This is a genomic window from Phenylobacterium sp. (genome assembly GCF_030693405.1).
In the GTDB taxonomy this organism is placed as follows: Bacteria; Pseudomonadota; Alphaproteobacteria; order Caulobacterales; family Caulobacteraceae; genus Phenylobacterium.
The window spans coordinates 21,569-33,375 of sequence record NZ_JAUYAW010000006.1; the positions used below are offsets into that span (position 1 = coordinate 21,569).

At 69.0% G+C, this 11,807-nt stretch carries 13 protein-coding genes; 6 read left to right on the forward strand and 7 right to left on the reverse strand.

Features of this window, described 5'->3' with window-relative positions; all coding sequences use genetic code 11:
* Positions 1-3 precede the first annotated feature (3 nt).
* Together Q8N19_RS00355 and Q8N19_RS00360 are read right to left on the reverse strand one after the other, a co-directional pair.
* Positions 4-510 (reverse strand): chemotaxis protein CheW, encoded by a 507-nt coding sequence (locus tag Q8N19_RS00355; protein ID WP_305587665.1) that lies wholly within the window; start codon positions 508-510, stop codon positions 4-6.
* Between the two features lie 101 nt (positions 511-611).
* A complete protein-coding gene (locus Q8N19_RS00360; protein ID WP_305587666.1) occupies positions 612-1,472 on the reverse strand; it encodes an MBL fold metallo-hydrolase in 861 nt (286 codons plus the stop codon).
* A gap of 79 nt (positions 1,473-1,551) precedes the next feature.
* On the opposite strand from Q8N19_RS00360, the gene Q8N19_RS00365 reads away from it, so the two are divergent.
* Positions 1,552-2,331, forward strand: coding sequence for a sulfite exporter TauE/SafE family protein (locus tag Q8N19_RS00365; protein WP_305587667.1), 780 nt, complete (start codon positions 1,552-1,554; stop codon positions 2,329-2,331).
* Complete coding sequence (locus tag Q8N19_RS00370) at positions 2,328-2,930, forward strand: cyclopropane-fatty-acyl-phospholipid synthase family protein (protein ID WP_305587668.1); 603 nt, start codon at positions 2,328-2,330, stop codon at positions 2,928-2,930. The genes Q8N19_RS00365 and Q8N19_RS00370 overlap by 4 nt, the downstream gene beginning before the upstream one ends.
* Before the next feature lie 4 nt (positions 2,931-2,934).
* Here the strand turns inward: Q8N19_RS00370 and Q8N19_RS00375 are convergent, their stop codons facing one another.
* Genes Q8N19_RS00375 through Q8N19_RS00390 form a run of 4 tightly spaced genes read right to left on the reverse strand, consistent with a single transcriptional unit; the run spans position 2,935 to position 7,947 of the window.
* Positions 2,935-3,288 carry a helix-turn-helix transcriptional regulator gene (locus Q8N19_RS00375; RefSeq protein ID WP_305587669.1) on the reverse strand — a complete coding sequence of 118 codons (354 nt, stop codon included), beginning with the start codon at positions 3,286-3,288 and terminating at the stop codon, positions 2,935-2,937.
* Between the two features lie 20 nt (positions 3,289-3,308).
* On the reverse strand, positions 3,309-6,542 hold the full coding sequence (locus tag Q8N19_RS00380; protein ID WP_305587670.1) for an efflux RND transporter permease subunit: 3,234 nt from the start codon (positions 6,540-6,542) through the stop codon (positions 3,309-3,311).
* Entirely contained in the window at positions 6,539-7,573 is a 1,035-nt protein-coding gene (locus Q8N19_RS00385) for an efflux RND transporter periplasmic adaptor subunit (RefSeq protein WP_305587671.1), read from the reverse strand. Before Q8N19_RS00385 ends, Q8N19_RS00380 begins: the two co-directional genes overlap by 4 nt.
* A gap of 20 nt (positions 7,574-7,593) precedes the next feature.
* Positions 7,594-7,947 (reverse strand): rhodanese-like domain-containing protein, encoded by a 354-nt coding sequence (locus Q8N19_RS00390; protein WP_305587672.1) that lies wholly within the window; start codon positions 7,945-7,947, stop codon positions 7,594-7,596.
* A 163-nt stretch (positions 7,948-8,110) separates the two neighbouring features.
* Here Q8N19_RS00390 and Q8N19_RS00395 point away from each other — a divergent pair, with 163 nt between their 5' ends.
* From Q8N19_RS00395 to Q8N19_RS00405, 3 genes are read left to right on the forward strand one after another with little or no spacing between them, the layout of a single operon-like run.
* Complete coding sequence (locus Q8N19_RS00395) at positions 8,111-9,388, forward strand: NAD(P)/FAD-dependent oxidoreductase (protein ID WP_305587673.1); 1,278 nt, start codon at positions 8,111-8,113, stop codon at positions 9,386-9,388.
* A 2-nt stretch (positions 9,389-9,390) separates the two neighbouring features.
* Entirely contained in the window at positions 9,391-9,828 is a 438-nt protein-coding gene (locus Q8N19_RS00400; protein WP_305587674.1) for a thioredoxin domain-containing protein, read from the forward strand.
* A gap of 29 nt (positions 9,829-9,857) precedes the next feature.
* On the forward strand, positions 9,858-10,061 hold the full coding sequence (locus Q8N19_RS00405; RefSeq protein WP_305587675.1) for a DUF2892 domain-containing protein: 204 nt from the start codon (positions 9,858-9,860) through the stop codon (positions 10,059-10,061).
* Here the strand turns inward: Q8N19_RS00405 and Q8N19_RS00410 are convergent.
* Positions 10,021-11,127 (reverse strand): nitronate monooxygenase family protein, encoded by a 1,107-nt coding sequence (locus Q8N19_RS00410; protein WP_305587676.1) that lies wholly within the window; start codon positions 11,125-11,127, stop codon positions 10,021-10,023. The genes Q8N19_RS00405 and Q8N19_RS00410 overlap by 41 nt on opposite strands.
* A gap of 357 nt (positions 11,128-11,484) precedes the next feature.
* Between Q8N19_RS00410 and Q8N19_RS00415 the strand changes: the two genes are divergently transcribed.
* The coding region (locus tag Q8N19_RS00415; protein ID WP_305587677.1) for a hypothetical protein at positions 11,485-11,807 on the forward strand (323 nt) is incomplete at its 3' end.

Here is an 11,807-nt window from a genome sequence, read left to right on the forward strand (position 1 = left end):
GGCTCAGGGGGCGCCGTCCCCGGAGGCCTCAAGCCTCGCGCGCAGGGTCTCGGCGATCTCCGCCACCCGGGCCTGTTCCTCGAGCAGCAGCAGCCGCGCCACGTCCAGCAGGGCGACGAGGCGACCCAGGATCAGCAGATTGCCGATCACCGCGCCATTGGCGCTGGCCGACTCCGACACCGGCGTGAAGTCCTCGGCTTCGGCTTCGGCGGCCTTCACCCGGTCGGCCAGGAGCGCCAGGTCGCCGCCGCCATGCGGGGCGCTCAGCCGCACGACATGGCTGTAGAGCTCCGGGCTGGCCGGCGGTCGGGTCGGGTCGAGAAGGCGGGACAGGTCGATCACCGCCAGGGGGCGGCCGTGGCGGTTCATGAATCCGGCCAACACCTTGGGCCAGGGCGCCTGGCGCTCAAACCGGGTGACGGGCAGGATTTCGGCCACGGCGCCCATGGGCAGGGCCATGTCGACGCCGGCCACGTCCAGCAAGAGATAGCGGTCCTGAGGGAAGGGCATGGGAGTCTAGAACACCATTCCGCCCCCGCCGCCAATCGCCATTCTCAACCTTCGCCCGCGAACCTGCGCGATCGCAGGCTCGCGGGTCGCGCGGTGAGCTCTCAGATCTCGGTCACCGGCAGCCGGAGATAGACGCGGCCGTCCCGCTCGGCCGGGGGCAGGGCGCCGGCGCGGATGTTCACCTGCAGGGAGGGCAGGATGAGATTGGGCGGGGGCAGGGTGGCGTCCCGGGCTTCCCGACGGGCCACGAAGTCGGCCTCGCTGACCCCGGCGCGCAGATGGATGTTCTCCGCCCGCTGGGCCGCCACGGTGGTCTCCCAGGCGTGGGTCTTGCGATCCTCGGTCAGATAGTCGTGGCCGACATAGATCTTAGTTTCCGGCGGCAGGGTGAGAATCTTCTGGATCGACCGATAGAGGGTCGCGGCGTCCCCGCCGGGGAAGTCGGCTCGCGCCGTGCCGTAGTCGGGCATGAACAGGGTGTCGCCCACATAGGCCGCCCCATCAATCAGATAGGTGACGCAGGCCGGGGTGTGTCCAGGCGTGTGCAGGACGGCGATCTCGGCGCCCCCGAGCTTCAAAGTGTCGCCCTCCTGCACCAGGCGGTCGAAGGCGGCGCCGTCCGCGCTGACGTCGTCAGCGCCGAACACCTTGCCGAAATAGTCCTGCACGGCGGTGATATGGGCGCCGATCACCACTTGGGCGCCGGTCGCTTCCCGCAGGCGCGTAGCGGCCGACAGGTGGTCGGCATGGGCATGGGTCTCAAGGATATAGATCAGCTTCAGGCCATGGGCCTCCACCGCCCGCAGGACCTCGGAGACCTGCTCGCGGGAGACCTTCGCGCCCTTGGGCTCATAGTCGAGGACCGGGTCGATCACAGCGGCATGGCCGGTCGCCTTGTCCCAGACCAGATAGGTGACGGTCGAGGTCGCCTCGTGGAAGAAGCTCATCTGCTGAACGGACATTGGGTCCTCCTTTCGCCTCCCTATATATGCACTATTGCTAATATAGCAAATGCGGCTATGACCGGGGCAGGAGACGTCCATGGACCTCACAACCACAGCCATGATCGCCGCGGTGATGAGCGGCGCGGTGGTCGGCCTGCTGCTCGCCGTCTTCGGCGGCGGCGGCTCTGTGCTGGCCACGCCGGCCCTGCTCTATGTGGTGGGGATCACCGACACCCACATGGCCATCGGCACGTCGGCGGCGGCCGTGGCGGTGAACGCGGCGATCAGTCTTGTCGGCCACGCCCGCAGCGGCCGGGTGAAATGGCCCTGCGCCAGCGTCTTCGCCGCCGCAGGGCTCGCGGGCGCTCTGGGCGGCTCAAGCCTGGCCAAGCAGGTGGACGGCCAGCAACTGCTGGTGCTGTTCGCCCTGGCCATGGCGGCCATCGCCCTGTCGATGATGCGAAAGCCGAAGGACGCCGGGGATCCGCTGGCGCACATCTCCTGGCGCATGACCCTGCGGCTGGCGCCGATCGGACTGGCCACCGGGTTCGCCGCGGGCTTCTTCGGGATCGGCGGCGGTTTTCTGATCGTGCCGGGTCTGATGGCGGCCAGCGGCATGACGCTCGCCAACGCCGCGGCCTCGTCCCTGTTGTCGGTCAGTCTGTTCGGCGCGGCCACCTCGGCCAATTATGCGCTCTCCGGGCTGGTGATCTGGCCGGTTGCGGGTCTGTTCATCGCCGGCGGCCTGGCTGGGGGCTGGGCAGGTTTGCGGGCCGCAGGCCTGCTGGCCAGCCGCGCCCTGCTGGCGCGTCGGCTGTTTGCCGGACTTGTTCTGATCGTGGCGGCCTATGTGGCCTGGAAGGGGATTGTCGGATGAGTTTCTGGGACGAGCGCTATCAGGGCGAGACCTATCTGTTTGGCGAGGCGCCCAACGCCTTCCTGGCCCGCCAGGCCCATCGGGTGGCGCCTGGGCAGAGCGCCCTGGCGGTCGCCGACGGGGAGGGGCGCAACGGCGTCTGGTTGGCGCAGCAGGGACTGTCGGTCCTGTCGGTGGATGGCTCTGCGGTGGCCCAGGTCAAGGCGGCCCGGCTGGCGGCCTCCCGCGGGGTGAGCCTCGACCTGCAACAGGTCGATCTGGCCGCCTGGCCCTGGCCGCAGGGGCAGTTCGACCTAGTGGCGGCCATCTTCATCCAGTTCGCCGGGCCTGAGCTGCGGACTGAGATCTTCGAGAACATGAAACGGGCGCTCAAACCTGGCGGCCTGATCCTGCTGGAGGGCTACCGGCCTGAACAGATCGCCTATGGCACCGGCGGCCCCCGGACGCCGGAGAACCTCTATACCGAGCAGATGCTGCGCGAGGCCTTCGCCGACTTCGAAATCCTGGAGCTCGTCGCCTATGACGCGGCGATCGAGGAAGGCGCCGGCCATTCGGGCCAGTCAGCCCTGATTGACCTGGTGGCCCGCAAGCCGGCCTGATCGGTCAGCTCGCCGGCTTGCCACGATAGATGTCGCACAGGGTGTCGATCACCCGGGCCGCGGCCGGATCGGTCAGCCGGTAGAAGATGGTCTGACCCTCCCGGCGGGTGCCCACCACCCCTTCGGCCCGCAGCTTGGCCAGGTGCTGGGAAGCCGCCGACTGGGCCAGCCCCACATGCTGAGCCAGATCGCCGACGGAACACTCTCCGTCGCCCAGCCGGCACAGGATGATCAGCCGCTGCTCGCTGGACATCAGCTTCATCAGCCGTGCGGCCGCCGCGGCGCTGGCCTCGAGCGCCGCCAGTTCTGACGGGTCGGGCATCTGGGCGGCGACGGCGTTGAGGGGGGCCTTGCTCATGCTCACAGGTCCAGGATCGGTCAGACAGTCTTGGCGGCGCCGGGCCGGGTCGCCGGTCGTCCGTCATCCCTCAAGACCACATAGATGGCCGGTATGACCAGCACGGTCAGCAGGGTCGAGGAGGCCAGGCCAAACAGCAGGGAGATGGCCAGCCCCTGGAAGATGGGGTCGAACAGGATCACGGCTGCGCCGATCATGGCGGCGGCCGCAGTCAGCACGATCGGCTTGAACCGGATCGCCCCAGCCTCCAGCAGCACGTCTCGCAAGGGTCGGTCGCCGGTCTGCGCATGCCGGATGAAGTCCACCAGCAGGATAGAGTTCCGCACGATGATGCCGGCCAGTGCGATGAAGCCGATCATCGAGGTGGCAGAGAACGGCGCGCCGAAGATGATGTGGCCGATGACGATGCCCACCAGGGTCAGCGGGATGGGGGTCAGTATCACCAGGGGCAGGCGGAAGCTTTTGAACTGGGCCACCACCAGCACATAGATGCCGAGGATCGCCACGGCGAAGGCCGCCCCCATGTCGCGGAAGGTGACCCAGGTGATCTCCCATTCCCCGTCCCACAGCAGGGTCGGCGTGCTCTCATCGCTGGGCTGGCCGTTCAGGCGGACGGTCGGCTTGGGCAGGTCGCCCCAGTCATGGGCCTCGATGGCGTCGCCGACGGCCAGCATGCCGTAGATCGGCGCCTCATACTGACCGGCCAGCTCGGCGGTGACCATTTCGGCGTCCAGGCCGTCCCGGCGATAGATCATGTGCGAGCCCGCTTCGGAGACAGCGTCGACCACCTCGCCCAGCTCCACCAGCCGCCGTCCGTCGGCGGTCTGCGACACCGCCACCGGCGTGGCGGCGAGGCGCTCGCCCCAGGTGCGGTCCGACTGGGGCAGGCGCACGGAAATCTCCAGAGGCGTCCGACCTTCGCCCCGGTGGGCGTAGCCGATGGGACCGCCGCCGAAGACCGCGCCGATGGAATCCAGCACCTGGCCTTCGGACACGCCCAGGTGCTCAACGGTCTCCCGGGCGGGCGTCAGGCGCAGGCGGGGACGAGGCTGCCCATAGGAGTCGTCCACATCGACAATATAGGGGATCGCCTGGAAGAGGGTTTTCACCTCGGCGGCCACGGCGCGGCGGGTCTCGGCGTCGGGACCATAGATTTCCGCCAGCAGGGTCGCCATGACCGGCGGCCCAGGCGGCGCCTCGACCACCTTGACTGACCCGCCCTCGGGAAGGGGTAGATCGCCCAGGCGTTCACGCAGATCGAGTGCGATAGCGTGGGAGGCGCGCTTGCGATCGCCCTTATGGGACAGGGTGATGGAGAGGTCGCCCATCTCGGGCCGGTCACGCAGGAAGTAGTGCCGGACGAGGCCGTTGAAGTTGAACGGTGAGGCCGTGCCGGCATAGGCCTCGATGGCGATCACCTCGGGGATCGTCCGGGCGATCTCGGCGGCGCCGGCCAGGGTGCGTTCGGTGGTTTCCAGGCTGGCGCCTTCAGGCAGGTCAAGGACCACCTGCAGTTCCGACTTGTTGTCGAAGGGCAGCAGTTTCACCGTCACCGTCTTAGTGGCGAACATGCTCATGGACAGCAGCGTGGCCAGGCCGACCGCGCCCAGGAAGATCCAGGCGCTGCGGCGGGTGGCGATCACCCGGCTGGCCAGGGCGCGATAGCCGGCGCCCAGGCGGCCCCCGGTGTCATCGTGCCCATGCCCATGGCCGTCGGTCAGGGTCTGGCGGGCGAAGCGGACCATCAGCCAGGGGGCGATGACCACAGCCACGAAGAAGGAGAAGACCATGGCCGCCGAGGCGTTGACCGGGATCGGCGCCATGTAGGGGCCCATCAGGCCGGAGACGAACAGCATGGGCAGCAGGGCCGCGACCACAGTGAGGGTCGCCACCACGGTGGGATTGCCCACCTCGGCAACGGCTTCGATGGCGGCCTGGGTGGGGCTGCGGCCATCCTTCATCGCCCAGTGGCGGGCGATGTTCTCGATCATGACGATGGCGTCGTCGACCAGGATTCCGATGGAGAAGATCAGGGCGAACAGGCTGACCCGGTTGATGGTGTAGCCCATCAGGTTTGAGGCGAAGAGGGTCAGCAGAATGGTGGTGGGGATGACCACGGCGGTGACGCCGGCCTCCCGCCAGCCGATGGCCAGGCCGATCAGAATGACGATGGAGACGGTGGCCAGGCCCAGGTGAAAAAGCAGCTCATTGGCCTTTTCGTTGGCGCTCTCGCCGTAGTCTCGGCTGACGGCGACCTCCAGGCCCTCGGGGATCAGGCTCCCCTTCAGGGTCTCCACCCGTTCCAGAATGTGCTCGGACACCACAACAGCATTGGCGCCCTGGCGCTTGGCGATGGCCAGGCTGACGGCCGGCGCCTGGGCCCAGCCTTCGGCGGTGCGGCTATGGCGCCAGACCCGGGCCTGATCCTCCCGCGGGGCCTGGATCACGGTGGCGACATCGCGGACATAGACCGGCTCGCCCCTGACCGAGGCGACGCTGAGCAGGCCGACTTCCTGGGCGCTGGCCAGCGTCCGGCCCGCGGCCACGTCTACGGACAGGCCATCCTGGCGGATGGCGCCGGCCGGGAAGCTGCGGTTGGCCTGGCGTACGGCCTCGATCACCCCGCCCAGGGGCACGCCGCGCAGGGCCAGACGCTCGGGATCGGGTTCAATGCGGATCTCGTCGGGGCGGCCGCCGACGATGAAGGTCAGGCCGACATCCTCGACCTTGGCCACCTCGGTGCGCAGCTTGACCGCGATGTCGTACAGGGCCTGGTCGGACCAGCGGTCTGCCATCTCCGGCGTCGGCGTCAGGGTCAGCACCACGGCGGGCACATCATTGATGCCCCGGGTGACGATCATCGGTTCAGGGATCCCCACCGGGATCTGGTCGTAGTTTGCGCGGACCTTCTCATGGACCCGCACCGCGGCGTCCTCAGGATCCTCGCCCACATCGAAACGGGCGGTGACCAGGACCTGATCGTCCTGCACCTGAGTGTAGACATGGTCCACTGCGTCGATGGACTTGACGATGGTCTCCAGGGGCTTGGCCACCAGCTCAGCGCCGTCGGCGGCGCGAAGGCCCGGCGTGGCGACCATGATGTCGACCATGGGCACGCTGATCTGCGGCTCCTCCTCCCGGGGGATGGACATCAGCGCCATCAGCCCCACGGCGATCGCCGCCAGCAGGGCCAGCGGAGTCAGGGGGGAGTGGATGGTCGCCTGGGTCAGGCGGCCCGATATGCCTAGGTTCATTGGGCCGCTCCGGCGACAGGCGCGATCAGGACGTCGCCGGCGCGGGCGCCTGAGAGGATTTCGGTACGACCCGGCGTCGGCGCCGGGGCGGCCTGCACCGCCACCTCGCGCGCGGCGCCGTCAGGTCCCAGGATGCGGACGAAGTCCAAGCCGAAACGGGTGGCCACATAGGCCGCCGGGACCACCAGGGCCTGGCGCTCGCCGACCTTGACCTGAACCCGGACCCGCTGGCCGATGAGATCGGCGCGAAGGCCATCGACCCGAAGGTCGGCAGTGACCTGGCCGCCGGTGACCGAGGGATAGACCTGGACCACGGTTCCGTAGGCGGCGACGCCAGGGAGGTCGCTGGCAGAGACGGGCGCGCGATCGCCGACCTTCAGCGCGCGGGCCTGGCCCTCGGGCAGCTCCAGCCGCAGGAGGGGCTCGCCTGAGGTGATCGTCGCCACCGACTGTCCGCCCGCCACGACTGAGCCGGCGGGGACATCGGCCAGCACCACCCGGCCAGCAGAGGGGGCCAGGATCGCGCCCTGGGAGCCCATCTCGGCGCTGGCGGCCCGTTGGGCGCGGGCGGCGGCGGCCATACCTTCGGCGGCGCGAGCGGCGGCCTGCGCCTGCTCCAGCCGCGCCTTGGCATAGAAGCCCTTGTCATAGAGCACCTGCACCCGGGAGAGCTCGGCCGAGGCGCGGGCGGCTTCAGCCGCCGCAGCGGCGGCCTGGGCGTCATAGCCGGTGGTCTCCAGGGTCAGGCGCTGGTCGGACACCCGCCCGATCAGCTGGCCTTTGCGCACCTCGTCGCCCTCGCGCACCTTGAGTTCGGTCAAGGTGCCGCTGATCCGCGCCCGGGCGTGGGCCATGTCGCGGGTGACCACGCTGGCGGCCACCGGCTTCAGGTCGTCCACCGGCTGAAGGCGAAGGGTCAGGCGTGCGCCCTCGGCCGACGCCGGCGGCGGGGGCGGCGGGGCGGCCTTTTCCGAACAGGCGGCGGCGCCGAGGGTCAGGGCCAGCAGGCTCGCGGTCAGCAGGGGGCGCATGGGCGTTTCTTCCGTCGTCTCTAGCGGGCGTCGCGGACTGCGCCGGTGGCCGGGTCGATGCGAACGACCGGCAGATCGGCCGAGCGCCAGGCGCCGATGCCGCCGTCCAGGTGGCCGGCCACCTCGACCCCGGCCTTGCGGCAGAGGTCCATCGCCATGGCTGAGCGTTTGCCCGACCCGCACTGCAGGACGATGGCGCGCGGTCCGCCAGCGGGCAGGGCGTCGGCATCGAAGGTGGAGAGGGGGAAGTTCAGCGCGCCGTGAATGCGCTCGGCGGCGTACTCCGCCGGCTCCCGGACATCGATCAGCACGATCTGGCGGGCGGTGAGACGGTCATGCACGTCAGCAGGGGCAAGGTCGTAAGCGGGGGTCATGGGGCGGGTCTCCGGCTGATCGTGAAAATCATTGTATATGCGCAGATACGCATATAAGGATTTCATCGGCCCATTCAAGCAGGATCGAAAACTGGGGCCTTGGGACGAACGCCGCCTTGACGCTGGTCAATGTCAGGGCCGGGAAAGAGATCAGGGTTATCTGATGAAAAAGCCAGTCATCGCCATCCTGGGCGCCGGTCTCGGCGGTTCAGTCGCCGCCTTCGAGATCAAGGAAGCCGTCGGATCAAAGGCCGAGGTCATGGTGGTGTCCCAGGGGGACACCTTCCACTTCGTGCCCTCAAATCCCTGGGTGGCGGTCGGGTGGCGCGATCGCGACGCCATCGAGGTTCACCTGCCGCCAATCATGGCGAAGAAGAAGATCGGCTATACCGGCGTGGGCGCCCGGCGCGTCCATCCCCAGGAGAACCGGCTGGAGCTGGGGGACGGCGAGAGCCTCTTCTACGACTACCTGGTGATCGCCACGGGGCCGGAACTGGCCTTTGACGAGATCGAGGGGCTCGGCCCCGACGGCTTCACCCAGTCGGTCTGCCATGTGGACCACGCCGAGCGGGCCGCCGAGGCCTTCGAGGCCTTCGCCCGCAATCCCGGCCCCATCGTGGTGGGCGCGGTGCAGGGCGCCTCCTGCTATGGCCCGGCCTACGAGTTCGCCATGATCCTCGACACCGAGCTGCGGCGCCGCAAGATCCGCGATCAGGTTCCGATGACCTTCGTCACGGCAGAACCCTATGTGGGCCATCTGGGTCTGGACGGGGTGGGCGACACCAAGGGCCTGCTGGAGAGCGAGATGCGCCAGCGGCACATCAAGTTCATCACCAACGCCAAGGTGGCCAAGGTCAGCGAGGGCCTGATGGCGGTGGAGGAGATCGCCGAGGACGGCTCGGTCAAGGCGACCCACGATCTGCCCTTCGCCTACGCCATGATGCTGCCGGCCTTCCGCGGCGTGCCCGCCGTCATGGGGATCGAAGGACTCACCAATCCCAGGGGCTTCATCCTGGCCGACAAACACCAGCGCAATCCGACCTATCCCAATGTCTTCTCCCTCGGCGTCTGCGTGGCCATTCCGCCCATGGGCAAGACGCCGGTGCCGGTGGGGGTGCCCAAGACCGGCTTCATGATTGAGAGCATGGTGACCGCCATCGCTGAGAACCTGAAGGCGCTGCTGGCCGGCGAGGCGCCGAGCCGCGAGGCCACCTGGAACGCCATCTGCCTGGCTGATTTCGGCGACAGCGGCGTGGCCTTCATCGCTCAGCCGCAGATCCCGCCGCGCAACATGAACTGGGCCGCCGAAGGCCGTTGGGTCCATCTGGCGAAGATCGGGTTCGAAAAGTACTTCATCTCGAAGATCCGGCGCGGGGAGGCCACGCCGTTCTATGAGAAGCTCGCCCTCGATCTGATCGGGGCCAGCAAGCTGAAGGCCTGACCATGCGCCAGATCGTCTGCCCCGCCTGTGCGGCGGCCAATCGCATACCTGCTGACCGTGACGCCGGCGCCGCCAAGTGCGGGCGCTGTGGCGTGCGGCTGTTCCAGGGCCAGCCCACCGAGGTCGACGCCGCCGGGCTCCAGACGCACCGCCGGGCCAATCAGGGCGTGGCGGTCCTGCTGGACGTCTGGGCGCCCTGGTGCGGACCCTGTCGCTCCATGGCGCCTCACTTTTCCGCCGCCGCCGCACGGCTGGAGCCGGAAGTTCGCCTGCTGAAGCTCAACGCCGACGAGGCGCCCGAGGCCAGCGCGGCGCTCGGGGTCTCGGGCATTCCGGCGCTGATCCTGCTGAAGGATGGCCGCGAGGTGGCGCGCCGGGCCGGCGCCATGACCACCGAACAGATCACCGCCTGGGTGTCCCAGGCCCTGGCGGCGGCCTAGCGCCTCCGCCGAACGAAGGACAAAACCCCATGACCCTTGATCGCGCCGTCTTTGTCTTCGCCGGCCTCGTCGTCCTGGCCGGCGTCGCCCTGGCCCATTTCGTCAGCCCCTGGTGGATGCTGCTCAGCGCGTTCGCCGGCGCCAACATGATCCAGGCGGCCTTCACCGGCTTCTGTCCGGCGGCCATGGTGTTCAAGAAGCTTGGGATCCGGCCGGGTCAGGCCTTCCGCTGAGGCGCGCCAGACATGCCAACCCCTCCGCCGCCAGCTGACGGGTGAGGTCCTCGGCGTCCATGGGCGTCGCCAGGGCTGCGGCCTGACCGGCCCAGAGCGGGGTGAAGTCCTCAGGGGTCGAGGTCGCCGCCTTCAGCGGACCCAGGGCGGACGCCGCGTGCGGGAAGGGTGGCGCGTCCGCCGATAGCGGGCCGATCTCCGCCATCAGGCAGTTGATGATCCCCCGGGCCGGGCGACCGGTGAACAGGTTGGTGACAGCGGTCGCGTCATCGCGGGCCGTGGCCAGCGCGTCGCGGTGGAATTGCGGGATCAGCGACTGGGGGCAGGGCAGATAGGCCGTGCCGATCTGGACGCCGGCGGCGCCGAGGGCGAAGGCCGCGGCGATCCCCCGGCCGTCCGCGATCCCGCCGGCCGCAATCACGGGGATGTCCAAAGCGTCGACCATCTGAGGCAGCAGCGCCATCAGGCCAGGCTGAGCGCGCATGTCTTCGGTGAGGAAGGCGCCGCGATGGCCGCCGGCCTCATAGCCCATGGCGATCACGGCGTCGCAGCCGCGGTCCGCTAGCCAGAGCGCCTCGGCCACCGTCGTGGCCGAGCTGATAACCCGGGCGCCGGTCGCCTTCACCCGATTCAGCAAGGCCGGCTCCGGCAGGCCGAAATGGAAACTGACCACCTCTGGGCGGACCTGCTCGACGACCGCGCAGAAGGCGGCGTCGAATGGCGCTCGTCCTGCGGCTGGCGCGGGCGCGCGGGGATCAAGGCCAAGCTCCAGATAGTAGGGCGTCAGGCGCTGGCGCCACCTCGCCTGCACAGCCTCGCTGGGCTCGATTTGCCGGTGGCAGAAGAAGTTGAGGTTCAACGGCCCGGCGGCGTCGGCTCGATACGCGGCGGCCTGCTGCAGAATCGCCTCTGGCGTCAGCAGGGCGCAGGGCAGGGCGCCCAGACCGCCGGCCCGGCTGACGGCCAGGGCCAACGCGACCCCTGAGGCGCCGGCCATGGGCGCCTGCAGGATGGGGTTGGCGACCTGAAAGAGGTCGATGATCCGGCGATCTGGCCAAGGAGACATGCGGCGCCTGTGTTTTTGCCCGACGTTCGGGAGGTGTGGACCGTGCAGGGACGGCTTCCGCTGGCGAGGCGATCGGGCGCAGCGGCGGCGGAATCGTCGGGAAACGCTTACAATGGCGCCCGGGCGTGACCTATAGTGGGCGAGATGGGTGTGATCGCCTTGGCTGCGCGCCAGAACTGGCGTTCCGCGGACCTCGGCGGCGGACTCTGCGCCAGCGGCGGCCACGCGCCCGCGTCCGCTGCTGGCGGGGCGGACATGGTCCGGGCGCCGGCTTCCGGATCGTCCAGCGTCCCTGATTCACCTACGCGCCATGGGCGGCGCCGCGGCCTGCGCGGAGTGAAAGGAACGCGAGTTCAAGTGAGCAAGACTGAGATTACCCCCACCCCGTCCGGCAAGATGGACGTGACCCATGGCTGCTACCGCATCCTGGCCGGCCCCCGCGGCGAGGTCGGTGAGGCGATCGCCTATGTGGGGTTGCGTAAGCTGGTTCAGCTGACCGAAGATTCCGTCGAGCTGGCGCTCGCGGTGATGGTCGCCCGGCTCGACATTCGCCGCGACGCCTTCATCGCCCAACGCGACGAACAGGGTCTGCCCAGCGTGGATGAGTATCGTGAGGCCCTCGACGCCACGCCCTTGGTGATGGAGTCTCGTCTCGACAACACCCTGCACGCCCATTCTCA

Coding starts and splice junctions, on each gene's coding strand:
- Q8N19_RS00355 (WP_305587665.1), bottom strand. CDS start 510: ATGCCCTTCCCTCAGGACCGCTATCTCTTGCTGGACGTGGCCGGCGTC.
- Q8N19_RS00360 (WP_305587666.1), bottom strand. CDS start 1,472: ATGTCCGTTCAGCAGATGAGCTTCTTCCACGAGGCGACCTCGACCGTC.
- Q8N19_RS00365 (WP_305587667.1), top strand. CDS start 1,552: ATGGACCTCACAACCACAGCCATGATCGCCGCGGTGATGAGCGGCGCG.
- Q8N19_RS00370 (WP_305587668.1), top strand. CDS start 2,328: ATGAGTTTCTGGGACGAGCGCTATCAGGGCGAGACCTATCTGTTTGGC.
- Q8N19_RS00375 (WP_305587669.1), bottom strand. CDS start 3,288: ATGAGCAAGGCCCCCCTCAACGCCGTCGCCGCCCAGATGCCCGACCCG.
- Q8N19_RS00380 (WP_305587670.1), bottom strand. CDS start 6,542: ATGAACCTAGGCATATCGGGCCGCCTGACCCAGGCGACCATCCACTCC.
- Q8N19_RS00385 (WP_305587671.1), bottom strand. CDS start 7,573: ATGCGCCCCCTGCTGACCGCGAGCCTGCTGGCCCTGACCCTCGGCGCC.
- Q8N19_RS00390 (WP_305587672.1), bottom strand. CDS start 7,947: ATGACCCCCGCTTACGACCTTGCCCCTGCTGACGTGCATGACCGTCTC.
- Q8N19_RS00395 (WP_305587673.1), top strand. CDS start 8,111: ATGAAAAAGCCAGTCATCGCCATCCTGGGCGCCGGTCTCGGCGGTTCA.
- Q8N19_RS00400 (WP_305587674.1), top strand. CDS start 9,391: ATGCGCCAGATCGTCTGCCCCGCCTGTGCGGCGGCCAATCGCATACCT.
- Q8N19_RS00405 (WP_305587675.1), top strand. CDS start 9,858: ATGACCCTTGATCGCGCCGTCTTTGTCTTCGCCGGCCTCGTCGTCCTG.
- Q8N19_RS00410 (WP_305587676.1), bottom strand. CDS start 11,127: ATGTCTCCTTGGCCAGATCGCCGGATCATCGACCTCTTTCAGGTCGCC.